20 protein-coding genes and 1 pseudogene are annotated in these 26324 nt (G+C 69.4%); 11 read left to right on the top strand and 10 right to left on the bottom strand.

The genetic code is table 11. The features are described from left to right. Positions 1 to 217: 217 nt before the first annotated feature. Positions 218 to 517: a hypothetical protein gene (locus tag OHT57_RS44345; protein WP_328752644.1), complete on the bottom strand. Its 300-nt coding sequence runs from the start codon at positions 515 to 517 to the stop codon at positions 218 to 220. A 794-nt stretch (positions 518 to 1311) separates the two neighbouring features. Here OHT57_RS44345 and rph point away from each other — a divergent pair. Next, a complete protein-coding gene (gene rph, locus OHT57_RS44340; RefSeq protein ID WP_328752643.1) occupies positions 1312 to 3906 on the top strand; it encodes a rifamycin-inactivating phosphotransferase in 2595 nt (864 codons plus the stop codon). Positions 3907 to 4139: 233 nt separating this feature from the next. Here rph and OHT57_RS44335 read toward each other — a convergent pair whose 3' ends face one another. Next, on the bottom strand, positions 4140 to 5057 hold the full coding sequence (locus OHT57_RS44335; protein ID WP_443053558.1) for a LysR family transcriptional regulator: 918 nt from the start codon (positions 5055 to 5057) through the stop codon (positions 4140 to 4142). 96 nt (positions 5058 to 5153) lie between these two features. On the opposite strand from OHT57_RS44335, the gene OHT57_RS44330 reads away from it, so the two are divergent. The 3 genes from OHT57_RS44330 to OHT57_RS44320 are packed head-to-tail and all read left to right on the top strand — an operon-like array spanning position 5154 to position 7601. Then, positions 5154 to 6008 carry an alpha/beta fold hydrolase gene (locus OHT57_RS44330; RefSeq protein ID WP_328752641.1) on the top strand — a complete coding sequence of 285 codons (855 nt, stop codon included), beginning with the start codon at positions 5154 to 5156 and terminating at the stop codon, positions 6006 to 6008. Next, positions 6005 to 6817, top strand: a complete 813-nt coding sequence (locus tag OHT57_RS44325; protein ID WP_328752640.1) for an LLM class flavin-dependent oxidoreductase — start codon at positions 6005 to 6007, stop codon at positions 6815 to 6817. The genes OHT57_RS44330 and OHT57_RS44325 overlap by 4 nt, the downstream gene beginning before the upstream one ends. Continuing rightward, positions 6798 to 7601 (top strand): class I SAM-dependent methyltransferase, encoded by an 804-nt coding sequence (locus OHT57_RS44320; RefSeq protein WP_328752639.1) that lies wholly within the window; start codon positions 6798 to 6800, stop codon positions 7599 to 7601. Before OHT57_RS44325 ends, OHT57_RS44320 begins: the two co-directional genes overlap by 20 nt. Before the next feature lie 93 nt (positions 7602 to 7694). Here the strand turns inward: OHT57_RS44320 and OHT57_RS44315 are convergent, their stop codons facing one another. The 7 genes from OHT57_RS44315 to OHT57_RS44285 form a co-directional block, all read right to left on the bottom strand. Continuing rightward, positions 7695 to 8498, bottom strand: coding sequence for a FadR/GntR family transcriptional regulator (locus OHT57_RS44315; protein WP_328752638.1), 804 nt, complete (start codon positions 8496 to 8498; stop codon positions 7695 to 7697). A gap of 401 nt (positions 8499 to 8899) precedes the next feature. Then, entirely contained in the window at positions 8900 to 9718 is an 819-nt protein-coding gene (larE, locus tag OHT57_RS44310; protein WP_328752637.1) for an ATP-dependent sacrificial sulfur transferase LarE, read from the bottom strand. Further along, on the bottom strand, positions 9715 to 10893 hold the full coding sequence (gene larC / locus OHT57_RS44305; protein ID WP_328752636.1) for a nickel pincer cofactor biosynthesis protein LarC: 1179 nt from the start codon (positions 10891 to 10893) through the stop codon (positions 9715 to 9717). The genes larE and larC overlap by 4 nt, the downstream gene beginning before the upstream one ends. Continuing rightward, a complete protein-coding gene (gene larB, locus OHT57_RS44300) occupies positions 10890 to 11564 on the bottom strand; it encodes a nickel pincer cofactor biosynthesis protein LarB (protein WP_328752635.1) in 675 nt (224 codons plus the stop codon). The genes larC and larB overlap by 4 nt, the downstream gene beginning before the upstream one ends. Further along, on the bottom strand, positions 11561 to 12841 hold the full coding sequence (gene larA / locus OHT57_RS44295; protein WP_328752634.1) for a nickel-dependent lactate racemase: 1281 nt from the start codon (positions 12839 to 12841) through the stop codon (positions 11561 to 11563). Before larA ends, larB begins: the two co-directional genes overlap by 4 nt. Positions 12842 to 13027: 186 nt before the next feature. Next, on the bottom strand, positions 13028 to 13882 hold the full coding sequence (locus tag OHT57_RS44290) for a fumarylacetoacetate hydrolase family protein (RefSeq protein WP_328752633.1): 855 nt from the start codon (positions 13880 to 13882) through the stop codon (positions 13028 to 13030). A gap of 81 nt (positions 13883 to 13963) precedes the next feature. Continuing rightward, positions 13964 to 14686, bottom strand: coding sequence for a FadR/GntR family transcriptional regulator (locus OHT57_RS44285; RefSeq protein WP_328752632.1), 723 nt, complete (start codon positions 14684 to 14686; stop codon positions 13964 to 13966). Between the two features lie 306 nt (positions 14687 to 14992). Here OHT57_RS44285 and OHT57_RS44280 point away from each other — a divergent pair, with 306 nt between their 5' ends. The 6 genes from OHT57_RS44280 (at position 14993) to OHT57_RS44255 (ending at position 23813) form a co-directional block, all read left to right on the top strand. Then, positions 14993 to 16300, top strand: coding sequence for an enolase C-terminal domain-like protein (locus tag OHT57_RS44280; RefSeq protein ID WP_328752631.1), 1308 nt, complete (start codon positions 14993 to 14995; stop codon positions 16298 to 16300). Beyond that, positions 16297 to 17055 (top strand): SDR family NAD(P)-dependent oxidoreductase, encoded by a 759-nt coding sequence (locus OHT57_RS44275; protein ID WP_328752629.1) that lies wholly within the window; start codon positions 16297 to 16299, stop codon positions 17053 to 17055. The genes OHT57_RS44280 and OHT57_RS44275 overlap by 4 nt, the downstream gene beginning before the upstream one ends. Before the next feature lie 69 nt (positions 17056 to 17124). Further along, positions 17125 to 18195, top strand: coding sequence for a sugar ABC transporter substrate-binding protein (locus OHT57_RS44270; RefSeq protein WP_328752628.1), 1071 nt, complete (start codon positions 17125 to 17127; stop codon positions 18193 to 18195). Between the two features lie 20 nt (positions 18196 to 18215). Further along, positions 18216 to 19721: a sugar ABC transporter ATP-binding protein gene (locus OHT57_RS44265; RefSeq protein ID WP_328752626.1), complete on the top strand. Its 1506-nt coding sequence runs from the start codon at positions 18216 to 18218 to the stop codon at positions 19719 to 19721. Continuing rightward, entirely contained in the window at positions 19714 to 20754 is a 1041-nt protein-coding gene (locus OHT57_RS44260; RefSeq protein ID WP_328752625.1) for an ABC transporter permease, read from the top strand. The genes OHT57_RS44265 and OHT57_RS44260 overlap by 8 nt, the downstream gene beginning before the upstream one ends. Positions 20755 to 21119: 365 nt before the next feature. Continuing rightward, complete coding sequence (locus OHT57_RS44255) at positions 21120 to 23813, top strand: RICIN domain-containing protein (RefSeq protein WP_328752624.1); 2694 nt, start codon at positions 21120 to 21122, stop codon at positions 23811 to 23813. Positions 23814 to 24003: 190 nt separating this feature from the next. Here the strand turns inward: OHT57_RS44255 and OHT57_RS44250 are convergent. After that, a pseudogene (locus OHT57_RS44250) lies at positions 24004 to 24297 on the bottom strand (helix-turn-helix domain-containing protein); the annotation flags it as partial. 409 nt (positions 24298 to 24706) lie between these two features. Between OHT57_RS44250 and OHT57_RS44245 the strand changes: the two are divergent. Next, positions 24707 to 26248, top strand: a complete 1542-nt coding sequence (locus tag OHT57_RS44245) for an RICIN domain-containing protein (RefSeq protein ID WP_328752623.1) — start codon at positions 24707 to 24709, stop codon at positions 26246 to 26248. Positions 26249 to 26324 lie beyond the last annotated feature (76 nt).

The raw sequence follows: 26324 nt of genomic DNA, 5'->3' as shown, positions 1-26324 counted from the left end.
CCCGATCTCTTGCCCCCCGGCGAGCCCCCTGATGTCAGCGTGCCAGCCGCACTGCCACCAGCCATCCGTGAAACCACATACCTCCGCCGACCCGCTGAGTGCTGAGCTCGGCCGGCCTTCAGAGGGGCGGCCAGGGCACAACTCCGCGGTGGGCCGCCCCTGGCCCTCACCCTGACTCAGCGTCGCTCCGGTCAGGGTCGGCCCACCGAGGTGCGGCTCAGCCGACGACCTCAAGACGGCCGGCCGAGGTCATGAGCTGCGGAGTGCGGTACTGCAGCGTGACCGTCTGACCGGCCGCGACCTGGACGGTGGTGCCGGCCGGGCAGCAGCGGGCTTTGAAGAGGTACCGGAAGTAGACGTCGACCGTGTGCGACCCGGGGGTCAACGGTACAAAGCGGTCCCGCCAAGAGCCGCTCTGGGCCTTTCCGTCGATCTCTATCGTCAGGCGTACGAAAAAGAGAAAGAACTGCATGGGGTTGTGCCGCCCCTGCACAGCGATGCCTGTTCGCGTGGACAAGTCGCCCCTTCCGTTGTGTCGAGTTCGTCGAAGCGTGCAAGCGAGGGCAGTTCACGTGGAGCCGTCGGCGCCACAACGGCAGCCTCCGGATCGCGGGAGGGATCACCCACCCGGCGATGCCCACGCCGGGCAATTCTCCCCGCCGTCCCGGCCCCGGCAATCCGTGGAACTACGTAGCCCGCTACGCGTGTGTCTACGGACGGCAGGGCACGTCTGCGGGTGCCGCCGGTCAGAGACCGACGGTGAGTTCACAGCTGAGTGTTCTGTGCGGAGTGGCGCCGGGCCGGTCCAGGCCGATGATCTCGACACTCTTGCCGCACTGGGCTCACTTGGTCTCGATGCCCCGTCACCGGGTTGCCTCAGGACTCCTGTGTCAGCTGTGCCCGCCTGTCGAGGCTGAGCCAGACCTGCCCTGCGGGCGGCACATGGCAAAGGCAAGGAGAGAACTCTCCTTGCCTCTCCCAAGTTATAGCGCGTAGGGGGGCTTGCGGCAAGGCCCGGGTGACAGCGCAGAATCGTCGGCCGAGACCACAAGCTGCGGAAACGGGGTACGACGTGCGTGTGTTGTTGTCGGCGTATGGGAAACGCGGTGACGTCGGACCAGTGGTGTCACCGGCAGTTCCCTTGCAGGTGGTCGGCGCGGAGGTGCGGGGGTGGCCACCGCCCGACTCGTCGGAAGGAAGGCAACGGGGGATGAGGACGTACCGGGCAACGGGCTCGGCACAGTGGGAGCAGTCCGTGATCCGATCGGGCTTCGCCGTACAACTGAGCACCGCTGCCACGGAGGTGTCCAAGTGAGCGAGCAGTATGTGCTCGGTCTTCAGGACGTGGACGAGACGCAGGTCGAACTCGTCGGTGGTAAGGGCGCACATCTGGGCGCACTTTCGCGGATCGAAGGCATCCGCGTGCCGGATGGTTTCTGCGTGACCACGGACGCCTTCCGGCGGCTCATGGCGGAAGCGCCCTCCATCGACGAGCAGCTCGATCAGCTGTCGCGACTGAACCCCGACGACCGGGAGGCCATCGGCACGCTCAGTGCGCGGATCCGCGGGACCATCGAAGGGATCGCCATGCCGGGCGATCTCGCGGCGGCGATCACCCGCGCGCTCGCTCAGTCCGGCGAGCGACTTGCCTACGCCGTCCGGTCCAGCGCAACGGCGGAGGACCTGCCGACGGCCTCCTTCGCCGGCCAGCAGGACACGTACCTGAACGTCGTGGGGCCGGAGGCGATCCTCCAGCACGTCAGCCGGTGCTGGGCCTCGCTGTTCACCGAGCGGGCCGTGACCTACCGCCGGCGCAACGGCATCGACCACCGCACGGTTCACATGGCGGTGGTCGTCCAGCAGATGGTCTTCCCGCAGGCATCCGGCATCCTGTTCACGGCCGACCCGGTCACGGGCAACCGGCGGGTCTCCACCGTGGACGCCGGGTTCGGCCTCGGCGAGGCCCTGGTCTCCGGCCTGGTGAACCCGGACGTCTTCAAGGTGCGCGACGGCGAGGTCGTCGCCAGGACGATCGCCGCGAAAGCACGCGCCATCCACGCTCTGCCTGCGGGCGGAACGCAGGAAGTGGCGATCGACTCGCAGCGGCAGGAGCAGCCGTCGCTGACGGATGCGCAGGTCGTACGGCTTGCTCAGCTCGGACGGCGGATCGAAGCGCACTTCGGCCGCCCTCAGGACATCGAGTGGTGCCTGGTCGATGACGGCTTCCGGTTCGTGCAGAGCCGGCCGATCACGACGCTGTTCCCCATCCCCGAGGCCGAGGACCAGGAGAATCACGTCTACGTCTCCGTCGGCCATCAGCAGATGATGACCGACCCCATGAAGCCGCTGGGGTTCTCCATGTGGCAGCTGACGGCCATGGCGCCGATGCACGAGGCCGGCGGGAGGCTCTTCGTCGACGTCACCCGGCGCCTGGCCTCGCCGGCGAGCCGGGCCGGCCTCCTGGACCTCATGGGGAAGGGCGATCCGCTGGTCAGGAATGCTCTGGAGACCGTCCTCGACGAGGATTTCGTCCCGTTGCTCCCGGACACGGGTCCCGTAGCGCCGTCGGCCGGCGGTAGGCCCACCCCGGTCGAGGCCGATCCGGCCATCGTCACCGAACTGATCGAGCGCAGCCAGGTGTCCAACGCCGCCCTGGCGCGCGATATCCGGACGAAGACCGGCCCCGCGCTGTTCGACTTCCTGACGGAGGCCTTCAGGGAGCACAAACGCGTACTCAGTGATCCGCCGAACCTGCAGGCGATCATGGCGGGGATGGAGGCCACGTGGTGGCTCAACGACAAGCTGCAGGAGTGGCTCGGCGAGAAGAACGCGGCCGACACGCTCACACTCTCCGCTCCTGACAACGTGACCTCGGAGATGGGGCTGGCGCTCCTCGACGTCGCCGACGTGATCCGCCCGTGGCCGGAGGTGGTGGCGTTCCTGCAGGGCGTCGAGGACGAGGACTTCCTGGACGAGCTGGCGAAGCTCCCGGGCGGGCCCGAAGCACGCGACGCCATCGAGGGCTACCTCGACCGGTACGGCATGCGCTGCGTCGGCGAGATCGACATCACGAGGCCACGTTGGCGCGAGCGTCCCACCACCCTCGTGCCCGTGATCCTCGACAACGTCAGGAACTTCGAGCCAGGCGCGGCCGAGCGGCGCTTCGAGCAGGGGAGGTTGAAGGCTCAGAAGAAGGAAGCGGATGTGCTGTCACGGCTGCGGGCGCTGCCGGACGGCGACCGGAAAGCCGACTTGACGAAGCGGATGATCGACCAGGTCCGGGCGTTCGCCGGATACCGGGAGTACCCGAAGTACGGCATCGTCAGCCGCTACTTCGTCTACAAGAAGGCCCTGATGGAGGAGGCCGACCGCCTTGTACGGGCAGGCGTACTCGCTGAGCGGGAGGACGTCTTCTACCTCACCTTCCAGGAATTTGACGAAGCGGTGCGCTCGAACCAGGTGGACGACCGGCTCGTCCAGCAGCGCAAGGACGCGTTCCGGTCGTTCCAGGCGCTCACACCGCCCCGGGTGCTCACCTCGGACGGCGACGCGCTCACGGGCGCGTACCAGCGTGACGACGTGTCGGACGGCGCCCTGACCGGCCTGCCGGTCTCCACCGGGACCGTCGAGGGACGGGCCCGTGTCATCCTCGACATTGCGGACGCCGATCTCGAAGCGGGCGACATCCTGGTCACGACCTTCACGGACCCGAGTTGGTCGCCGCTGTTCGTCGGGATCGCGGGTCTGGTGACGGAGGTGGGCGGCCTGATGACCCATGGCGCAGTGATCGCCCGGGAGTACGGCTTGCCTGCGGTCGTGGGCGTGGAGCAGGCGACCCGGCTGATCCGGGACGGGCAGCGGATCCGCGTGCACGGAACGGACGGGTACGTCGAGATCCTGCCCTGACCGGCCATACGGAGGAGTCCGGCCGCCACGGCCCCGCTGCGAGGCCGGCTCCTCCGGCGTGTGGACGCCGCTGACAGGAGCCGGCGCGCCGACTGCGCCCCGAGCCGCAACCGGGAAGGGCGACGGCTCTCTGATCGTAGGGGGCACCTTCCCCCGAGGACGGGCATCGGGAGCTTGAGGTCGACGGTGAATCACCGTACCGATCAAGGGCTTTGAGCCGGTGGTACAACGGGTCACGCGGAGGGCGTGGCCCATACGCCCGGCGGCGCGAGGTCGGCTGCGACCTCTACGGCGATGTCGACGGCCCGGGCGGCAAGCGGGGAGTGGATGCGGCCGGCCCGCCAGTGCAGGTAGATCTCCCGTGGCGGCAGGGACGGCCGCAGCTCGTGGATGCGGAGCCGGTCGTCGGAGGGGACGTCGGCACCGCGGACGGCGAGCCAGGGCAGCACCGCCGATCCCAGGCCGGCTCGCACCATCGACAGCAGGGTGTCGTTGACGGCCGTGCGGAAGACGATCTGCGGACGGGCACCGCCGCGGGCGACGGCCTGCTCCATCACGGGCTGGTCGCAGGTCAGTGGCCAGGCGACCATGGGCACGCCGTCGAGCCGCTCCAGCGAGACAGGGCCTTCGGGAAAGGTGCCTGCCTTGGCCACCAGCAGATACGGATCGTCGAGCAGCTTGCGGTGCTCGACGTCGCCGTCGATGCGGCCGTCGTAGAACAGCAGGTCGAGCTCGCCCATCTGGGGCTGCTCCGGCTCCTCCTCGAACAGCCTGATGTCGCAGCCGGGTTGCTCGTCCCGCAGCCGGCGTACGACCGCCGGCAGGATCACGTTGGACACACTCTGGAACGTGCCGATGTCGATCCGGCCGTCCCCCGCCTTGAACCGGTCCACGGCGTGGGTCAGTGCCGCTGCCCGCTCCAGCAGTGCGCGACCGTGCTCCAGGACAACGGAGCCGAGCGGTGTCAGCCGCACGGCCTTGGGACCGCCCGGCCGGTCGAACACGGGACCGCCGACGGCCCGCTCCAACGCGGCGATCTGCTGGCTCACCGTCGACTGGGTGTACCCGAGACGGACGGCGGCCCGACCGAACGAGCCCTCCTCGGCGATGGCGGCCATGGCCGCCACATGGCGCAGCTCGATGTTGCTCACACGTTCCAGCGTAGCGATATCCATTGGCATAAGCGATTGAATCGATCAGAAATCATCGCTTTTCACGATGGAGTCGCGGGTTCTAGCGTGCTGGACATGACCTCATATCACTCTCACGGCGAGCAACTCCTGGAGATCAACGGCATCGAGCTGTGTGTCGAGGCCTTCGGAGACCCTGCGGACCCGGTGGTCGTGCTGGTCGCCGGGGCCGGCGCCTCGATGCTCTGGTGGGACGCCGACCTGTGCGAACGGATCGCCGCCTGTGGCCGGTTCGTGGTCCGCTACGACCATCGCGACACCGGCCGCTCGACCTGCTACCCGCCGGGGCAGCCGGCCTACTCGTTCACGGACCTGACCCGCGACGTACTCGGCGTCCAGGACGCCCTGGGCATCGGGCGCGCCCACGTGGTCTGCCAGTCGATGTTCGGCGGGGCCGGGCTCATCCTCGGTGTGGACCATCCCGACCGGCTCGCGTCCCTGACATTCCTGTCGAGCTCGACCGGGGCCGACGGCCTGCCGCCACCGTCCGGCGACCTGGCCATGGCGGCCGAGCCGGACTCCTCCGACGCGGCCGCCGTCGTCGAGTACGTCGTCGCCGGCTCCAGGGCCTACGCCGGTGGCTCGCCGTACTTCGACGAAGCCGCGATCCGGGCGTTGGCCGAACATGATGTGCCACGCGCCAGGAACTACTCGTCCACCCTCGTCAACCACTACTGCGTCGAGACCGAAGGGCCGGTGCGAGGCGGCTTCGGCGACATCGCGACGCCGACACTCGTGGTCCACGGTGACCACGACCCACTGCTGCCGCTGCCGCACGGTGAGGCGCTGCGCGACGCGATCCCCGGTGCGGAGCTGCTGGTCCTCCAGGGGGCCGGACATGACCTGCCGAGGCCGGTGTGGGACGACTTCGTGTCGGCTCTGGTGCGGCACACGGAAGGGCACCGGCCGTGAACCGGCTGCGCTCGGCACTCTGGCTGCCCCTCTTCGACGACCTCGCCGACCCGCGGGTGGTCTCGCGTCTCGCCGCCGAGGCGGAGGAGGCCGGATGGGACGGCGTCTTCGTGTGGGATCAGCTGTGCTGGCGGACTCCGGTCCGGCAGGTCGCCGATCCGTGGATCGCGCTGGCGGCGATCGCGACCGCGACCGAGCGGCTACGGCTCGGTCCGATGGTGTCGGTGCTCGCCCGACGGCGGCCCGCCAAGGTCGCACGGGAGACCGCGAGCCTGGACCGGCTGAGCGGCGGCCGTCTCACGCTCGGCGTCGGCCTCGGCAGCGACCGGTTCGCCGGTGAGCTGTCCAGGACCGGCGAGCAGCTCGACGACCGGAGGCGAGGGCGGATGCTCGACGAGTCCCTGGCGATCCTGGCCGGGGCCTGGTCGGGAGAACCGGTGCGTCATCGCGGCGAGCACTATGTGGTCGACGACATCACCTTCCTGCCTCGACCGGTCCAACGGCCGGGTGTGCCGGTGTGGGCCGCCGGATTCCCGGGCAATGTCAGACCGATCCGCCGCGCCGCTCGGCTCGACGGCTTCTTCCCGGCCAATCTCGAACACCCGGACCAGCTCGCGGAGGCCGTAGGCACCGTCGCCGGTCTGCGCCGAGGCGAGATGACGTCGTACGACATCGCGGTCGGTCTGCCGTTGGGCGTGGATCCCGAACCGTATGCCAGAGCGGGGGCGACATGGTGGCTGCCGGAGTTGGATCCGGGGGTACGGCTCGACACCGTGCGGGGTGTGCTCCGTGACGGCCCCGCGACGTGAGGAGGAGGTCGCGTTGTTCGACTACGACTCGGAGCTCGCCCGGTACCACCAGCGGCTGTCGGAGTCCCTCGGTGTCCGTCCCGGCGCTCGGGTCCTCGACATCGGCTGCGGCACCGGCCGGGCCACCCGGGACGCGGCCCGGGACGCGTCGCCGGGCAGCGCACTCGGCATCGACGTCTCGCGGCCGATGCTGGCGCGGGCCCGTGCGCTGGCCGAGGCGGAGGGGATCCGCAATGTCGGCTTCGTGCAAGCCGATGCTCAGGGCCATGGCTTCCGGCCGGATTACTTCAGTCTCGGCATCAGCCGGTTCGGCACGATGTTCTTCTCCGATCCGGTCGCCGCGTTCGCCAACATCGGGCGAGCCCTGCGTCCGGGTGCGCGCTTCGTGCAACTTGTCTGGCAGGCCGCCGACCGCCAGGAGTGGCATGTCGCCGTGCGGGAGGCGCTCTCCGGTGACCACGCGCCAACGGTGCCGGCCCCGGTCTCGGGCGACCCCTTCACGCTGGCCGATCCGCATGTCGTCAGCGATGTCCTGACCGCGGCCGGCTTCACGGCCGTGGACGTCGTCGACGTGCGCGAGCCCGTCCGTTACGGGCCGGACGCCGAACGCGCATGTGCTGCCGTGCTGCAGCTGCGCATGGCGAAGGAGCTGATCGCCGATCTCGATGCCGCGTCCGTCGAGCGCGCACTCGGCCGGCTGCGCGTGACGCTCGACGCGCACGACACGGGCGACGGCGTGTGGTTCGGCTCCCGCGCCTGGCTGGTCACCGCGCTCCGCCCCTGACCGCCGCCCGCAACCGCTTCGGCTTCGGCTTCAGCTTCGGCTTCGGCTTCGCGGACCATCGCCCCCGAGCCACGCGGCACCCAGCAGGCGGCCCTAGCCGAACAGCCGTCGCTGGATCTCCCGCCGGTAGTCCTCCAGCGTCCTGTCCAGGTGTACCGCCGTGGCCTTGCCCGCCTCGTCGGGGCGGCCGTCGCGGATGGCACGGTAGATCGCCTCGTGTTCCTCGACCGCCGCCTCGGTGTGGTCGCTGAACGTGTCGTGAATGCCGATCGCGCTGGACTGTCGCTGCAGACGACGCGCGTCGCGCACCGCGCTGACGAGGAAGGCGTTGTGCGAGGCCGCGGCCACCGCCATGTGGAAGTCCTCGTCCCCCTGGTTGAACTCCTCGACCTGACCGTGGGTGAACCCGTGCCGGCACTGCTGCATGGCGACTTCGACGGTGCGCAGTTCGGCGGGCGTGGCCCGCGTGGCCGCCAGGCTGCTCGCGGCAACCTCCTGAACCCTGCGGAACTCGAACAGCATGAGGACGTGATCGAGGTCCACGGGCCGGAAGAATCCGCCCCATCGACTGGTGATGAGCATGCCCTCGTCGTCCGCGACGAACAGTCCGCGCCCCTTGTGGGCCCGGACGCGGCCCAGTGCCGAGAGGATCTTCACGGCTTCGCGCACCACTGCTCGGCTGGTGTCGAGCCGCTGGGCCAGATCGTTCTCCGTGGGCATCCGGTCGCCCGGCTCCAGCCGCGACTCAGCGATGAACTCGATGATTCGCTCCGCCACGATCTCGTACCCGGGCCGGTAGTCACGCCGCTCTTCCTTGCCGTTGGCCTGCGCAGTCGCGGCCGTGGCCGGAGGAGCCTGCGCAGGCAGGGCCGCTTCAGGCGCGGGCGTGTTCTCCATCTGTGCTGCCTCCGGGTGACTGCGTCGAAAGCGGTGGACCGCTGTGAAGCCGCAGTCATCGTACCTCAGCACACGATAAGTCGTACTCATCAATGTCAGCCTTGACAGGCAAAGCCAGGCCATCGGCGCGCCAGAGAGCAATCTATGGGCACGAAACGCGCGAATATGCCCACACGATCGCTGGAGGTTGCCCCAATGAAGCGATGCATACCCATGACTTGTCCAGATATAAGGCGGCTCATTTCTTCGCAGCGGCAGGGTTTCAGCTGTCCGCCGCCCTCCCGGCAATACTGGTCGCCTGTGCCTCGCCCAGGTGGCTGGCCGGACGTCGTCTTCAGCTCTCAGAACAACGAGGCCAGTTGGGCGGTCGACGCGGGCCTCGCCGCCCGGCACCGTCCGGGCTACATCTCGGAGTTGAGCCGTCCTGAGCGGAACGCCTCGACAACGTAGGGCAGTTCGGCGAAGCCTGCGTCGGCGAGCGCTCGGGCCATCTCAGGGAGCTGCGTGACCCTGTCGACGATCGAGGCGTCGACTTCGACGCGGACCGCGTCGCCCAGGTCGCGGACCCGGAGGTCACTCACGTTCAGGCCGACGTTGGCCAGGAGCGCGCGTACGGCGACCTCGGCACGGTCGACGCGGGCCAGACGGTGCGGGGTGACCTCGACGCCGTAGCGGATCCGGCTGGCCAGGCAGGGGGTCGCCGGTTTGCTCCAGGTCGGCAGCGCCCAGGACCTGCTGAGCCGGCGTACGGCCGTCTTGTCCAGGCCGGTGTCGAGGAGCGGGGTGTGGATCGCGCGCTCCCGGCCCGCCCGGATGCCCGGTCGGTGGGGGTCGCGGGCGTCGTCCGCATTGGTTCCGGTGGCCACCTGGTCGAAGCCGTGGTCGCGGGCCAGCACGGCGATGGTGTCCAGGACCGTCGACTTGCAGAAGTAGCAGCGGTCGGGGCCGTTGGCCCGGTAGCCGAGGCTGGCGAGTTCGCTGGTGCGCGGCGTCAGATGGGTGACTCCCAGTCCGTCGGCGAGAAGGCGTGCGCGGTCGAGTTCGCCGTCGGCGAGGCTCTCCGACACGGCGGTGACGGCGAGCACCCGGTCCGCACCCAGAGCTCGTACGGCCGCGGCGAGGACGAGGGCGGAGTCCACGCCCCCCGAATAGGCCACGGCGAGCGGGCCGATGGCTCGCATACGGTCCAGCAGGCGCTGTTCCGGGCTCTGTTGACTCATCCGTCTTCCTCCTGCTCCTGCTGGACGGGGCCTCGGTCGCCGGTCAGGCGCAGGGCGCGGGCGGTGACGGCTCGCAGGGGCAGGCCCAGCCTGGTGGCGGCGGCCACGACGTCGTCGTGCTCGGGCTTGGAACCGTGGGGGCCGTGTTTGATGCGCACTTGATGTCCGTCGACATCGACGGTCTCGAAGCTGCGGGGCGACGTGGTGCGGGTGGCGGCCACGCGGCGGACTCCGAGGGTGCCGGTCTCGGCCAGGACGAGGTCTCGCAGCCGTTGTTCCTGATGCGGAGTGGTCAGCACATGCAGGATCTGGGCGGGCCGGCCCTTCTTCATCACGGCAGGTGTGGCCCAGGCGTCGAGGGCCCCGGACTGCATCGCCCGGGCGATGGTGTGGCCGAGGACTTCGCCGGTGACGTCGTCGAGGTTGGTCTCCAGGACGACGACCTCCTCTGTCCGTTCGGCCTTCGAGGGGCGGCCGAGGGTGACGGAGATGACGTTGGGGCGGTCGGGGAGCCTGCGGGTACCGGCGCCGTAGCCGGTGGGGCCGAGGGTCATGACCGGCGGCGGGTCGTACGTGGCACCGCAGGCGCGCAGCAGCGCGGCGCCGGTCGGTGTCACCGTCTCGCCGGGCAGCTCACTGCCGGTGACCGCCGCTCCGGCCAGCAGAGCGAGGGTGGCCGGAGCAGGGCAGGGCAGGACGCCGTGGGCCGCGTCGATGCGTCCCCGGCCCAGGGGCAGGGGGGAGCTGACGACCTGGGTGACGCCGAGTGCGTGCAGAGCGGCGGCGGTGCCGACGATGTCGACCAGGGTGTCGTGGCCGCCCAGTTCGTGCAGGTGGACGGTGGCCGGGTCGGTGCCGTGCAGGCGGCCCTCCACTTCGGCCACCGCGCGCACGGCCGTGACCGCGAGGGCCGCCACGGGTTCGGGGACGGCCCGGGAGGCCAGTTCGATCACCTCGGCGGCCTGTCGCTCGGCGCGGGTGTCGGTGACGTGCACGTGGACCCGGGTGGCGGTCAGCCCGTGGTCGGTGACGCGCTCGGCGGTCAGGTCCCAGCCGGTCAGACCGGTGGCGGTGATCGCCGCCCGGATCGCGTCGAGGGGAGCCCCGGCGTCGATGAGCGCGGCCAGCAGCATGTCCCCGGCCAGTCCGGTGAAGGGGTTGATCCAGCAGATCACCGGGCGGCTCCCCGGATCTGGGCGATGCGGTGGACCGCCATGGCGGCCGAGAAGCCGGAGTCGATGTTGACCACGGTCACTCCGGCGGCGCAGGAGGCGTGCATGGCGAGCAGCGCGGTGACGCCCTCCAGGGAGGCTCCGTATCCGGTGGAGACGGGTACCGCGACGACCGGTGCGCGGACCAGTCCGCCGACGACGCTCGCGAGGGCGCCTTCCATACCGGCCACGACGATCACCGCGTCGGCGGACCGGAGTCGGCCGCGTACCTGGAGGATCCGGTCGAGGCCGGCCACGCCGACGTCGTGGACGGCCGTGGTGTCCAGTCCGACCGCCGAGGCCACCGCGACGGCCTCGGCGGCGACCGGACGGTCGGACGTACCGGCGGCGGCGACCGTGACGGCGAAGTCCCCGGTGATGGCCGGCCGCCACAGCAGCAGCCTGGCCTCGGCGTCGTAACCGCCCTCGTCGACGTGTGCCAGGACGGCCTCGGCGGCGTCCGCCTCGATGCGCGTGACGAGGACCGGTCCGGTGTTGTGCTCCAGCAGTCCGGTGACGATGCCGACGATCTGGTCCACCGTCTTGCCGGGCCCGTAGACGACCTCGGGGAGTCCCTGCCGTGCCTCGCGGGCCAGGTCGAGGCGGGCGAAGCCGAGGTTCAGCACGTCGTTCATGGCCGGGCCCCTTCGATGTACGGGATGGTCTGGGGACCCTCGGGCAGGACGCACACCCGCGCTCCGGGTCCCGCGGTGGCCAGTGCCTCGGCCACGGTCGCCGAGATGTCCCGCGTCTGCTCCAGATGGGCGGTCGCGAGGTCGGCGTCGCTGAGGAATCCGGTGCGCATGATGACCCGGCTGTTCGACTGGATGCGCGCCTGGATCTGCACCTGCCACTGGTCGGGCACGGTCTCGGTGCGGGCGCTGATGTCGTCGAAGAGTGCCTGTGGCGAGGCGGCGGAGGCGAGCACTTCGCGGTAGGAGCCGTGGTCGGGGAATCCGTCATGGCACTCGGCCGCGCAGATGATGGTCCCGCCGGGCCGGACCACCTGGTATGCGGCGGACATGCCCTTGACGGCCTGGTAGAGGTTCTGGTCCAGCGGGAAGCCGGAGTTGGTGGTGACGACGACGTCGAACGGCGCCTCGACCGGTCGCATCGCCATGCGTCTGGCCGTCGCGGCGGCGGCCTCGTGCATCGGCAGGAGATCGCCGCCGAAGGCGGCCACGATGTCCTTGTCGCGGTTGAGCACCACGTCGAGGGAGAAGGTCACGCCGGTGGCCGCGGCGATGGCGCGTACATCGTCGTGGACCGGGTTGCCGTGGATGACGCCCCAGGTGGCGCGTGGGTCGCCGATGCGGGCCGCGTCGTGCAGGACCAGCACGGTCTCCAGCGCGGCGAGGCCGGGGGCGACGAGTTTGGGGCCGCCCGAGAAGCCCGCGAAGAAGTGCGGCTCGACGAATCCGGTGGTGATCCTGACGTCCGCCTCGACCCACTCCCGGTTCAACCACACCGGTACGCCGTCGCCGTACGTCCCCATCCAGGTCAGCTGGCCGGGGTCGCGGGAGTCGTGGTTGACGATGCGTACGCCGTCGACGATCTCGTCGCCGAACATCTGGCGCAGTTCGCTCTCGCTGTTGCCGCGGTGGGTGCCGGTGGCGATGAGGATGACGACGTCCTCGGGGCGGACGATGCCGTCGAGTTCGTCGAGGACGGCCGGGATCATCAGGTGACGTGGCTGGGGCCGGGTGCCGTCGCAGGCCGAGATCGCCACGGTCTGTCCCGGCCGTACCCGCCGGCGCAGGGGCGGCCCGGCGACCGGGGTGCGCAGGGCCGCGCGCAGTGCGGCTCTCTGATCTGCGGCGGCCTCGTGGTGGACGGGTTCGACGACGGTCGCCGTTCTCGGGTCCACGTCGATGTCCAGCCCGGACCGCCCGTAGGCCAGACGTACTTTCACGGTGTGTCCTTCTGCAGTCGGTAGGTGCGGGCCGCCGTGCCGCCGAGGACCTCGGCGCGTTCGGCGTCGCCGAGCGCGGAGGTCAGCTCCTCGGCGGTGCGCACGACCTCGGGGTAGGACAGCTCACGGTGACGCCGGAGCTGCCGAACGGGACCCTCTCTGCGTACCGGGGCAGGCCGGAGGAGGTCATCGGGCCTGTCCGATGACGTGCCGCTGACGGCCGAGCCGGTCGATCTCCACCTCGACCACGTCGCCGGCCCGCAGATACGGGAAGTCGTTGGCACCGAAGGCGACGCCTGCGGGTGTGCCGGTGTTGATGACGTCGCCGGGGTCCAGCACCATGAACTGGCTCAAGTACCAGACGATGTGACGCACCCCGAAGATCATGTTCTTGGTGTGGCCGTCCTGGCGCAGTTCCCCGTTGACCCACAGCCGTGTCGCGAGCCCCTGTGGGTCCCCCACCTCGTCGGGGGTCACCAGCCAGGGTCCGAGCGGGTTGAAGGTCTCGCAGGACTTGCCCTTGTCCCACTGTCCGCCCCGCTCGTGCTGGAAGGCGCGCTCGGAGACGTCGTCGGCGACGGTGTAGCCGGCGATGACCCCGTCGGCATCGTCCGGGGAGTCGAGATAGCGGGCGGTGCGGCCGATGACCACCGCGAGTTCGATCTCGTAGTCCGTCTTGGTGCTGGTGCGCGGGATCAGCACGGTGTCGTCCGGGCCGACCACGGTATTGGACGCCTTCATGAAGAGCACCGGCTCCGCGGGCGGCGGGGTGCCGGTCTCGGCGGCGTGGTCCACGTAGTTGAGGCCGACGCAGACGACCTTGCCGGGGCGGGCGACGGGTGCGCCGATCCGCTTGCCGGTGATCCCGATGCGCGGCAGCAGCCCTTCGCCGAGGGCGGTCCGGGCCCGTTCGAGGCCGTCGCCGGCGAGAAAGGCGCCGTCGATGTCGTCGGTGAGCGAGGTGAGGTCGTGGGCGCCGCCGTCGGCGTCCAGGACGGCGGGGCGCTCCAGGCCCGTCGGGCCCACACGCAGCAACTTCATCGGGTACTCCTGAATGCTCAGAGCGGTCGGACAAGGAGGGAAAGGAAGGGAGTCCCGCGGGCGAAGGCGCACTCCCCAGGGTCAGCGGTCGCCCTCGGCGGCATCCTGCGGAAGGGCGTTGGCCTCCCGGTCCCAGTGCTCGCGCAGCCACCGCTCCGTGGTGGTGACGTGCAAAAGCGCGGCGGCCTGCGCGAGTACGGCGTCCCGGTCGGCCAGCGCCTGGTAGATCGCCTCGTGCTCGGCGACGGTGCGGGCGGCGACGTTGTCGTCGACCAGTCCCCGCCAGATGCGGGCGCGCACCGTACGGCTGGAGATGCCCTCCAGGAGGGTGGCGAGGGTGGCGTTGCCGGTGGCCGCGATCACCGTGCGGTGAAAGGCGGCGTCGTGCTCGTTGAGCCGCTCGACGTCGTCATGAGCGGCGCGCATCGCTTCGAGGTGCCATCCCACCTCGGCAAGCTGGTCGGCCGAGATCCGGGGCGCGGCCAGTGCCGTGGCGAGCGGTTCCAGCAGCCGTCGTACCTCGGTGAGCTCCAGCAGGGTGTCGCCGTGCAGCAGTTCCACGGCCGACCCGATGCCGCTCAGCAGCAACTCCGGCTCCAGGCTGGTCACGTAGGTGCCGTCGCCGCGCCGGATCTCCAGAACCCGCGAGACGACCAGCGCCTTGACCGCCTCCCGGGTGAGGTTGCGGGACAGCCCCAGCTCGGCGGCGAGCAGCTGCTCGGGCGGCAGCTTGGCACCCGGGGACAGCTCACCGGACTGGATGAGCTCCCTGATGCGGTCGATGGCCTTGTCGGTCAATGACATACGTGGCTGCTCCCTCCGGTGCGTACCCACGGCACCGTAGCAATACATCCCATGGATACGGAAGAGATGGGATGGCTCACTCCCTCATCACCACTTTCCCGTTGTCTCTATAAGCGCAGGTCGAACGAGTCCACGCCAACAATCTTCCTTCCGGCTATGGACATCGACGCCGGACTCACCCTTAAATCCATCCCATGTCCGATACCTGTTGTTGCGCAGGGGACATGCCTACGACTCATGACGACAGGTGGTTTGCCATGACCTCGAACAGACACCGCGGCCCGCGGCTCGGAACGGCCGGGCGCCATGACTGAGCTGATCAGCTCAGTCGAAGCGGTGGACGTACGGTTCCCGACGTCACTCGAACTCGACGGCTCCGATGCCATGAACCCCGAACCCGACTACTCGGCCGCCTATGTGACGGTCCGTACGAGCGGCGGGGAGGAGGGCCACGGACTCGCCTTCACGGTGGGACGTGGCAACGACGTCGAGGTCGCTGCCGTACGCGCCCTCGCCCCACTCGTGGTGGGCCTGCCGGTGGAGGAGGTCCTGGGTGATCTCGGTGCCTTCTCCCGGCGGTTGACCGGCGACAGTCAACTGCGCTGGCTGGGACCGGAGAAGGGCGCCATCCACATGGCCGCGGCGGCGGTCGTCAACGCCGTGTGGGACCTGTACGGGCGCCGGACCGGCAAGCCCGTCTGGCGGCTGCTGTCCGAACTGTCCCCGGAGCAACTGGTGGACCTGGTCGACTTCCGCTATCTGGAGGACGCGCTGACCCGTGAGGAGGCGCTGGACATCCTGCGCCGCGCCGAACCCGGCCGCGCGGAACGCACGGCGCACCTGCTGGAGCACGGCTACCCGGCCTACACCACGACGCCCGGATGGCTCGGCTACGACGACGAGAAGCTGGTGCGGCTCTCCAAGGAGGCGGTCGCCGACGGGTTCTCGCAGATCAAACTGAAGGTCGGTGCCGACCGCGATACTGACGTACGCCGCATGCGGCTGGCCCGTGAGGCGGTCGGAGCGGACATCCGCATCGCCGTGGACGCCAACCAGGCGTGGGGAGTCCGGCAGGCGATCGACTGGATGCGCGCCCTGGCACCCTACGACCCGTACTGGATCGAGGAGCCCACCTCACCCGACGACATCCTCGGACACGCCGCCATCCGCAAGGCGGTGTCACCGATCAGGGTGGCCACCGGCGAACACACCCACAACCAGGTGATGTTCAAGCAGCTGCTGCAGGCCGAGGCGCTCGACATCCTGCAGATGGACGCCAGCCGAACCGCCGGTGTCACCGAGAACGTCGCCATCCTGCTGCTGGCCGCCAAGTTCGGCGTCCCGGTCTGCCCGCACGCCGGCGGGGTCGGTCTGTGCGAGATGGTCCAGCACCTGGCGATGTTCGACTACGTGGCCGTCAGCGGAACCACCGAGAACCGGGTGATCGAGTACGTCGACCATCTGCACGAGCACTTCACCGACCCGGTCCGCATCCGGGACGGCCACTACCTCGCGCCGGCCGCGCCCGGTATCGGTGCCGAGATCCACCCCGCCTCCGTCGCCGCACACCGCTACCCGGACGGGCCCGTGTGGCAGGAGGTGACCGCCTCGTGAGCAGGGACGAGTTCTCCGGCCTCAAGGCCGTCGTCACCGGCGGCGCCTCCGGGATCGGCCTGGCCACCGCGCAGCTCCTCGCCGACCGCGGGGCCCGCGTCGCCTGCCTCGACCTGAAGCCCGACGACGTCCCCGAACCGCTGCTCGGCGTCCGGGCCGACGTGACCGACGACGCCGGCGTGCGGTCGGCGATCGAAGAGGCGGCACACCTGCTGGGCGGGATCGACATCCTGGTCAACAACGCCGGGATCGGCGCCCAGGGTGCCATCGAGGACAACCCCGACGACGAGTGGCGCCGGGTCTTCGACGTCAACGTCTTCGGAATCGTCAGGGTGACCCGGGCCGCCCTCCCCCACCTGCGCCGCTCCCCCAGCGCGGCCATCGTCAACACCTGCTCCGTCGCCGCGACCGCGGGACTTCCCCAGCGGGCGCTGTACTCCGCGACCAAGGGGGCCGTCCTCTCGCTCACCCGGGCGACCGCCGCCGACCTCGTGCGCGACGGCATCCGCGTCAACTGCGTCAACCCCGGCACGGTCGACACCCCATGGGTCGGAAGACTCCTGGAACGTGCCGAGGACGCGGAGGCCGAGCGTGCCGCACTCGAAGCCCGCCAGCCCATGGGGCGTCTGGTCGCCACCGACGAGGTGGCCGCCGCCATCGCCCACCTCGCGAGCCCGCTCTCGGCATCCACCACCGGTACCGACCTCGCTGTCGACGGCGGCATGCAGGGACTGCGGCTCCGCCCGCGCAACTGACCCCGTCCCCCTCCTCATCCACCAGGTCTCACCAGGTCTCACCAGGTCTCACCAGCAAGGAGACGAGCAATGACGCTCAGACACCACCGCTACGCCTGTTTCGCGACCCTCGCCGCACTGGCCGTACCCGCTCTCGCCGCATGCGGGGGCTCGGGTTCCGGCACCGCCTCCTCCGGCGGCAAGCCGGTCATCGGGGTCGACTACCCCCGCTCCGACACCGACTTCTGGAACTCGTACATCAAGTACACCCCGCAGTACGCGAAGGAACTCGGGCTCGACCTGAAGACCACCAACTCGCAGAACGACGTCGCCAAGCTGACCGCGAACGCCCAGACGTTCATCAGCCAGGGCGTCAAGGGTGTCGCGATGGCCCCGCAGGACACCGCCGCCATCGCCCCCACCCTGGCCCAGATGGAGGCGAAGAAGATCCCGGTCGTCACCGTGGACACCCGCCCCGACACCGGCAAGGTCTACATGGTCGTCCGGGCCGACAACCGCGCGTACGGCGAGAAGGCCTGTCAGTACCTCGGCACGAAGCTCGGCGGCAAGGGCAAGGTCGTCATGCTCCAGGGCGACCTGTCCTCCATCAACGGCCGTGACCGCACCGAGGCGTTCAACGACTGCATGAAGACGAACTACCCCGGCATCAAGGTGTTCGGTGAGGCCACCAACTGGGACGGCGCCGTCGCCGCGCAGAAGCTCCAGACCGACCTGACCGCCCACCCGGACATCAAGGGCGTCTACATGCAGTCCAGTTTCGCGCTGGCCGGCACCCTCCAGGTCCTCAAGCAGAAGGGACTGCTGGTCGACCCGAAGAACAAGAAGCACGTGTTCGTCGTGTCCAACGACGGCATCCCCGAGGAGCTCAAGGACATCGGGGCCGGGAAGATCGACGCCACCGTGTCCCAGCCCGCCGACCTCTACGCCAAGTACGCCCTCTACTACCTGAAGGCGGCGATCGACGGCAAGACGTTCAAGCCCGGCAAGACCGACCACGACAGCACGATCATCCAGGCCCGTCCCGGGCTGCTGGAGGACCAGCTGTCCGCTCCGCTGGTCACCTCCGACGGCGGCACCTACGGAGGCGTGTCCAGCCTCAAGAGCGACGACACGTCCCTCTGGGGCAACAACCTCGGCTGACCGGAAGGCGATACGCAGACATGGTTACGGCACCGCCCGTCGCCGAGGCGGCGGGGATCACGAAGCGGTTCGGCTCCACGGTCGCCCTGAGCGACGCGCGGATCACGATCGCACCCGGGCAGACACACGCGCTGGTCGGACGCAACGGCGCGGGCAAGTCGACCCTGGTCTCCATCCTCACCGGCCTCCAGGCGCCCGACGAGGGCACGGTGACCTTCGGCGGCGAACCGGCTCCCCGGCCCGCCGACCGGGACGCCTGGCGGCGACGGGTGGCCTGCGTCTACCAGAAGTCCACGATCATTCCCGAACTGACCGTCGCGGAGAACCTGTTCCTGAACCGGCACGACCGCGGCAAGAGCGGCCTGATCAGCTGGCGGACCCTCCGCCGCAAGGCAGCGGGCCTGCTGCAGACCTGGTCGGTCGACGTGGACGTGCGCACTCCCGCAGGTGAACTGGACGTCGAACAAAGGCAGTTCGTCGAGATCGCCAGGGCGCTGTCCTTCGGGGCACGCTTCATCGTCCTCGACGAGCCGACCGCCCAACTCGACGGAGCCGCCATCACCCGGCTGTTCGGCCGGATCGAGGACCTCCAGCAGCAGGGCGTCACCTTCCTGTTCATCAGCCACCACCTTCAGGAGATCTACGAGATCTGCGACACGGTGACGGTGTTCCGCGACGCCCGGCACATCCTCACCGCTCCCGTGGCCGACCTGCCCCGCGCCGAACTCGTCGCCGCGATGACGGGTGACAGCGCGACGGAGTCCTCGGGCGACCGCCGCCCGGCGGACACCGCGGCCGCGGATGTCCTCACCGTCGACGGCGTGTCCCTCGACGACACGTACGACGACGTGTCGTTCAGCATCGGGGCGGGCGAGATCGTCGGTCTCGCCGGCGCCGCGAGCAGCGGCCGTATCGAGGTCGCGGAGACGGTGGTGGGACTGCGCGGTTCCACCACCGGCACGGTGGAGATCGCGGGCACCCGGCCCCGGCCGGGCAGCGTCCCCGCGGCGCTGCGGGCAGGCGTCGGATTCGTCCCTCAGGACCGCCACCACCAGGGCCTCGTGCCCGGGATGTCCATCGCGGACAACGGAACCCTGACCATTCCCGAACGGCTCGGCCCGCCCGGCTTCATCGACCGCCGACGCCGTGACGGCCTCGCCAAGTCCATGATCGAGAACCTGGCCATCAAGACGCCGGGCCCCGAACTGGCCGTCTCCGGCCTCTCCGGAGGCAACCAGCAGAAGGTGGTCATGGCACGCGCCCTGGCCAACGACCCCAGGCTGTTGGTGCTCATCAACCCGACCGCAGGCGTCGACGTGCGGTCCAAGGAGTTCCTCCTCGGCAAGGTCGAGGAGACCGCCGAGTCCGGCACCGGAGTCCTCATCGCCTCCGACGAACTCGACGACCTGCGTAGGTGCGACCGGGTCCTGGTGATGTTCCAGGGCCGCGTGGTCGCCGAGAAGCCCAGCGGCTGGCACGACCACGAGCTCGTGGCCGCGATGGAAGGAGTGGAACTCGATGCCTGAGACCGCGACCGCGGCCGCCGCACAGACCCCGGCCGACGAACAGCCGGCCGCAGCACGGGCAGGAGGGCGCAGGATCGCCTTCGCCCGGCTGCGCGACCTCGCCCTCATCCCCGCGATCATCGTCATCGCGATCGTCGGCCAGATCGTCAACCCGGTGTTCCTGCAGACCGACAACCTCATCAACGTCCTGCAGACCATGTCCGAGATCGCACTGCTGGTCCTGGCCCAGACCCTGGTGCTGATCGTCAAGAAGATGGACCTCTCCCTGGAGTCCACCGTCGGCCTCGCCCCCGGGGTCGCGGCCTGGCTCACCGTTCCGGCGGGCGCGACGCATGGCCTCGGGCTACTCCCGGGCGCCTGGTCGGTCCCCGTCACGCTGACCGTCGGCCTGCTGATCGGCGTGGTCAACGCCCTGTTCATCATCCGGTTCGGCCTCAACGGCTTCATCGTGACGCTGGGCATGCTGATCGTGCTGCGCGGCATCCTCACCGGCATCTCCGGCGGCCAGACCTTCTTCCAGCTGCCCGGCTCGATGCTGTACCTCGGGACGGTGCAGTGGCTGGGCATGCCGGCATCGGTGTGGGTCTGCCTGCTCCTGTTCGCCATCGGGATCGTGGTGCTCGGCTTCACCAGCTTCGGCCGTTCCCTCTACGCCATCGGCGGCAACGTCGATGCGGCGAAGGCGGCCGGTATCCGCACCGACCGGGTGCTGTGGATCGTCATGGTGACCGCGAGCCTGCTCGCCGCGCTGAGCGGCCTGCTGCTGTCCGGCCGGCTCGCCTCGGTGGCCTCCGCGCAGGGCAACGGCTACATCTTCACGGTGTTCGCCGCGGCAGTGATCGGCGGCATCAGCCTCAACGGCGGCAAGGGCACGGTGTTCGGCGCCTTCACCGGCATCCTGCTGCTCTTCCTCATCCAGAACGTCCTCACCCTCGGCGGCGTCCCCGCACAGTGGATCGGCGCTCTCAACGGCGCGATCATCCTCATCGCCCTCGCACTGTCCCGGGTCACGGGAGGCAAGGTCCAGGAATAGGGGGAGCATGGTCGCCGCTCCTCTCCCCCGCCACCCTCGCTCCCTCGGCTCCCGCCGCCCGGCCTGCACCGCCGGGCGGCGTTTCCACTGGAAAATCCAACCCTGAATGAATCGTACTCATTTCTGAAGCAACACGAGGCGGCAGGGAGCCGATCCAACGCCCAAGTCCCGCCACACCGCCACCACCTGCACATTCAGACGCCACCGGGCATCTTCTCCTGTCGAAGCAAGCACATACGCAAGCGGCATCCTTGCCACGCCCGTTACGCCCGCGAAAATTAATTCTATCCATCACCTTGACGCGACCTCTGGTAACCGCCGATAAATGCTACTCATAGCGGGGGCTACAGGAGGGACACCCACACATGAGACCCCTACGCGCCGGCGCAGGGCTGTACAAGGCGCTCGCGGCAGCCGCCATCGTCTTCGCGGCCGTGCTGCCCGCTCAGCCCGCCTACGCGGCCACGACGAACTTCTACGTCGACCCCGTCAACGGCAGTGACAGCAACTCGGGAACCAGCACCGCCGCCGCCTTCAGGACCATCCAGGCGGCCCAGGCGGCGGTCCGCGGCGTGGACGCGAACATGTCCGCCGACATCGACGTGAACCTGCGCGGGGGCACCTACTCCCTCACCGGCCCGATCACGTTCGGTGCGAGCGACTCGGGCACGAACGGCCACACGGTCGTCTACCAGGCGTACAACGGCGAGGCCCCCGTGATCAGCAGCGGGAAGACCATCAGCGGCTGGAGCGCCGGCGGCAACGGCGAGTACAAGGCCTCGGTCGGCTCACTGAACTTCCGCCAGCTGTACGTCAACGGCGTCCGCGCCACCCGCGCACGCTTCCCCGATCTCGGCTCGGACTTCCAGCTGCAGGGCAACGACAAGACCAACAAGCTGCTCCAGGTGCTCAGTTCGCAGGTCTCCAACTGGGGCAACCTCAGCCAGGTCGAGATGGTGCTGGAGACGCAGTGGGCGGAGAGCTACCTGCGGCTCAAGTCGTTCACCGCAGGCAACGGCACGGCCAACGTGTCCATCCAGGACCACGAAGCGGGCATCCTCTTCCAGCGCCCCTACCCGGTGCTGGCCAACGGCTCCCCGCTGCACTTCGAGAACGCCCACGAATTCCTCAACGAGCCGGGCGAGTTCTACGTGGACACGGCCGCCCGGACGGTCTACTACAAGCCCCGCTCAGGCGAGGACATGTCCACGGCCACCGTGCAGGCGCCCACCCTGCCGACACTCGTCGACGTCAAGGGCGGCAGCCTGGACACCCCGGCCCATGACCTGCGCTTCTCCGGCATCACCTTCGCGCAGACCACATGGATGGAAGCGACCGCGGGCGGCCTGCTCAACGCCCAGGGCGGCAACTACAACCTGTCCGCCGACACCTCCAACAACCAGTACGTCGCCCGTCCGCCGGCCGGGGTCCAGGTCGCCGACGCGGACGACGTCTCCTTCACGGGCAACACCTTCACGCAGATGGGCGCAACCGCCCTCGACCTGTCCCACGGTGTGCACGGCAGCACCGTGACCGGCAACGTCGTCCACGACATCGCGGGCAACGGGATCATGGTGGGCAAGTTCTCCGATCCCACGGTGGAGTACCACACCGTCTACAACCCGCCGACCTCCCCGGCCGGTGAGGATCCTCGTGAGGTCGTCAAGAACGTCACGGTCAACGACAACCTGATCACCCGCGTCGGCGAGGACTACCTGGGCACGGCCGCCATCAACGCGGGCTTCGTCAACAGCACCACCATCAACCACAACGACATCACCGACGCCCCGTGGGCCGGCATCTCGCTCGGGTGGGGCTGGCAGGCCGCCGCCAACGCCGAGGGCAACAACAGCATCAGCTACAACCGGATCGGCAACGTGCTGAACCGGCTGTGCGACACCGCCGGCATCTACCACCTCTCCAACGACCCGGGCACCGTGATCAACGGCAACTACATTCACGACGTGGTGCGGTCGGAGGCCGCCTGCAACAGCGCGGTGGCGGGCATCTACCTGGACGAGGGGTCGGACAACATGACCGTCTCGAACAACGTGCTGTCGCACACCGACGGGTTCATCAACCAAAACCGCAACGGCACCCATGTGACGCTGTCGAACAACACAAGGTCCGGCACCTCGGTGATGAAGGCCTCCGGGCTGGAGCCCGCATACCAGGGTCTGTCGGCGAGGCTCAACCTGGCCTCCAACAGGCCCGCGTCCGCCTCCTCGGTCCTCAACTCCGGCACGGACGCTTCCCATGCCGACGACAACGACGGTTCGACCGGCTGGTCTCCCACCGGGAGCGACACCTCGGCGTGGTGGCAGGTCGACCTCGGGAAGGCGTACCAGCTCGGGCAGTACTCCCTGACGATGCGCCAGGACATCGACCAGCCCGAAACGCGCGCCAACTTCGAGATCCGCGCCTCCAACGACCCGTCCTTCGCCACCTACACCGTGCTGGGACGCCAGGGGGCCACGACGCTGCCACTCGCCTCGACCCTCACGGGCAACGTCGACGTCCGTCAGAAGTTCCGCTACGTCCGCGTCGCCAAGACCGACGGCGCCTACTTCTACCTCGCCGACTTCAGCGTGCAGCAGGCCGCAGGCGCTCTGGAGGACTCGACCGGTGCACCGAGCGTCAACCCGTCGACGTACTACACGCTCAAGAACGTCAACAGCGGGCAGCTGGCCGACGTCTACCAGGCCTCCACCGCCGACGGCGCGAGCGTGGTCCAGTGGCCGGCCAACGGCGGCACCAACCAGCAGTGGAACATCGTGCAGGTCAGCGGCCAGCTCTACAAGATCGTCAACAGGAACAGCGGCAAGGCTCTGGACATCGACCAGTCGAGCCACTCCAGGGGGGCCAGTCTCGAGCAGAACACCTACAGCGGCAACAACAGCCAACTGTGGTACTTCGAGCCGACCAGCGGTGGATACGTGATCCGCAACTTCGAGAGCCGGCAGGTCCTGGAGATCGGCGGCGCCTCGACGTCCAACGGCGCCGCCATCGGTCAGTGGATGCCGCTGAACCAGCCCAACCAGGCGTGGACGATCCAGTGACCGGCTGATCCAGCGCCCGCGAGAGCACGGCCCCCTCACTACGAGTTCTCGGCGCCACGGCCCACCGCCGTGTCCGCCGACGGCTGGTGAACGCCCCGCGCTCCTTCGGGAACTCACCCCGGCTACGGCAGGCGTGTGCGGAAGCCCCATGACGAGAGCCGGTCCCCGGGTCCAAGCCCGGGGACCGTTCTCACTGTTGCCCTTGGTGGGCCTGCCGGAAGGAACCCGGAGTCTCGCCGGCGTGGCGGGTGAAGAACGTGCCGAAGTTGGTGGGTTCGGGAAAGCCCGGGCGGCGGGCGATGGTCGCCACCGGCTCGTCGGTGTGGGCGAGAAGCCGCCGGCCCTCCAGGGCGACTCGACCGTCGATGACGTGGTTGACGGGCTGTCCGGCAGCGGCTGTGCAGGCGCGGGTGAGGGTCCTGACGGCGGCTCGGCGGGTGGTGGCGTAGGAGCGCTCCAGCTCGGCTCGGAGGCGGGCGTGCAGAGTGGCGAGGTCGATGATTCTCGAAGCCGGGGACCCGCTCCTCGGGCGGATCGAAGTCGAGCCGAAGGACGGCCCCGCCCGGCGCGGGGTCGCCGCCTGGGCCTCGGGGTCAGATGATCATCGATTTCGGAGCGCCCGATACCGCCCGCCCCTCCCGGCACTTGGTCACCATTTCCAATAGACCCGGAGCTACCGCCGGTAACGTTTCGAATTCCCCAGACTTTGAAGATAAGTCAGTGGAAGTTCTTGTTTCCTGTGTGGCGTACATGCGAAGGTGAGGCTCCCCTTAGGGCAGCCTCGGCTTGACCAGCCGAAGAGGCTGCCCTGCAGGTATGCACCAATCACTCCCCGCTTTCCGACAGGGCGTCAATTGGCATGCCGTTCTGCGCCTGGAAAGGAAATTGGTCACGTGCCGTCCTCTTACCCCCCACGCCCGCCGCACCCGCCCCGCCCCGGTCTGACTCCCGGGGAATCGGACCGGGACCTGTTCACACAACTGAGCGGCCAGGACACCGAACGACAGCACGCCACGGCCCTGCTCCTCGCACGGCACTGGTCATCGGCTCGCGACTACGCACTGCTCTGCCTGGCCTCCGCGACACCCGCGGCCCCGCTCGCGGCGACCAGCGCCTTCCACCAGGTGCTCAACCGGTTCGAGGACGGCATCCCGGACGGAGCCCTGCGCCCGCAACTCCTCGTGGCCGTCCGCGAGACCGTCCGCGCCTGGGCCGCGGACGAAGGAGCGTGCGCGGCCATGCCGGAACTGCGCAAGCCCACCGGCGGCCGCGGCCTGTACACAGCGAAACCCGGAGTCGCCACGAGCCGCAAACTCGCGGAACGCGCCTTCGTCGCGCTGCCCGCAATTTCCCAATGCCTGTTGTGGCACACCGAGGTCGAGGCAGAACCCATTGACATACCCGCCGGTTTGTCGGGATTCGACACGGCCGTCGCGACCAGTGCGCTGGGACAGGCCCGCGAACAATTCCGGGCGGGTGTCGTGCGTGCGCACCGGGAACTGGCACCGTCCTCGGAATGCCGCTTCCACAACCGTCTCATCGACGTCGCCGCACGCAAGGACGGCTCGCTGCCTCCCGATGTCCGTCTGCATCTGGGGCAATGCCCGCACTGCCGGCATGCTCTTGAGCAACTCGGTTATTTCGAGGGCGGTTTGGGAGTTCTGCTCGCTGACGCAGTACTCGGCTGGGGCGGTCGCCGCTATCTCGCCTCTCGGCCCGGCCGCAGCGACCCCGCGGACTGGTCGGCCACGGAGGCGACGGCCGGCTCGACGCCCGGCGGCCGGCACCGGACCGGAGCGGACAGCAGACACCGTACGGCGGCGGCCGTCGGTGCGGGTCTCACCTCACTCGCTCTGCTGGTAGTCGTCCTCGCTGCGCGGGGCTGGTCCGACGACGGCCAAGGCATGCCTGGCGTCCCCGCCTGGGGTGTCCCCACTGCCGTCTCGACAAGCCCCGACCCCAGCGCGCTGCCCGTCGGCGCCGCCCCATCCACTGCTTCCCTGTCCGGGCCGGGCACGGACACCGACGGCAGCCTGCGCAATGCCGCCACCGGGCTCTGCCTGGACGTGGCCGGTCCGGTCGACTCCGGGGCCGAAGCCGATCTGGCGCGGTGTTCGTCCGCCGTCTCCCAGCAGTGGTCGTACCAGTTCGACGGCACGCTGCGCAGCGGCGCCGACCCTTCCCTCTGCCTGGCCACCGACCCCGGCGGGCAAAGCGTCCGCCTCGCTTCCTGCACGGATCAGCCCGGCCAGGTGTCGTACGTCCTGACCGCCGGCGGAGAACTCCTGCTGGGCCGGCACCAGGATCTCGCCCTGGCCGCCGAGCCCGGTACGGAGACCCGGCACGTGGTGGCAGCGCATCGGGACGGGTCGGGGGAACAACTATGGGCGTTCCAGAAAGCACGCCCGAAGGAAGGCTCCAACTCCCCCACGTAGCAGGCTTGTTGGAAAGTGCCATGGCCGCCCGCGACGTCGTTCCGCGCGGGCGGCCATCTGTCACTGCGGGGTGATC

This window comes from Streptomyces sp. NBC_00285, from assembly GCF_036174265.1.
GTDB lineage: Bacteria > Actinomycetota > Actinomycetes > Streptomycetales > Streptomycetaceae > Streptomyces.
Note: the sequence above shows the minus strand (reverse complement) of the source record. Positions and strands in the feature narration are given on the sequence as shown.

What these genes read in the sequence shown, in the direction of transcription:
- OHT57_RS44290 (WP_328752633.1), bottom strand. Translation starts at nt 13,882, where the DNA reads ATGAAGTTGCTGCGTGTGGGCCCGACGGGCCTGGAGCGCCCCGCCGTC.
- OHT57_RS44315 (WP_328752638.1), bottom strand. Translation starts at nt 8,498, where the DNA reads ATGGAGAACACGCCCGCGCCTGAAGCGGCCCTGCCTGCGCAGGCTCCT.
- OHT57_RS44330 (WP_328752641.1), top strand. Translation starts at nt 5,154, where the DNA reads ATGACCTCATATCACTCTCACGGCGAGCAACTCCTGGAGATCAACGGC.
- larB (WP_328752635.1), bottom strand. Translation starts at nt 11,564, where the DNA reads ATGAACGACGTGCTGAACCTCGGCTTCGCCCGCCTCGACCTGGCCCGC.
- OHT57_RS44255 (WP_328752624.1), top strand. Translation starts at nt 21,120, where the DNA reads ATGAGACCCCTACGCGCCGGCGCAGGGCTGTACAAGGCGCTCGCGGCA.
- OHT57_RS44280 (WP_328752631.1), top strand. Translation starts at nt 14,993, where the DNA reads ATGACTGAGCTGATCAGCTCAGTCGAAGCGGTGGACGTACGGTTCCCG.
- OHT57_RS44285 (WP_328752632.1), bottom strand. Translation starts at nt 14,686, where the DNA reads ATGTCATTGACCGACAAGGCCATCGACCGCATCAGGGAGCTCATCCAG.
- OHT57_RS44270 (WP_328752628.1), top strand. Translation starts at nt 17,125, where the DNA reads ATGACGCTCAGACACCACCGCTACGCCTGTTTCGCGACCCTCGCCGCA.
- OHT57_RS44265 (WP_328752626.1), top strand. Translation starts at nt 18,216, where the DNA reads ATGGTTACGGCACCGCCCGTCGCCGAGGCGGCGGGGATCACGAAGCGG.
- OHT57_RS44260 (WP_328752625.1), top strand. Translation starts at nt 19,714, where the DNA reads ATGCCTGAGACCGCGACCGCGGCCGCCGCACAGACCCCGGCCGACGAA.
- larE (WP_328752637.1), bottom strand. Translation starts at nt 9,718, where the DNA reads ATGAGTCAACAGAGCCCGGAACAGCGCCTGCTGGACCGTATGCGAGCC.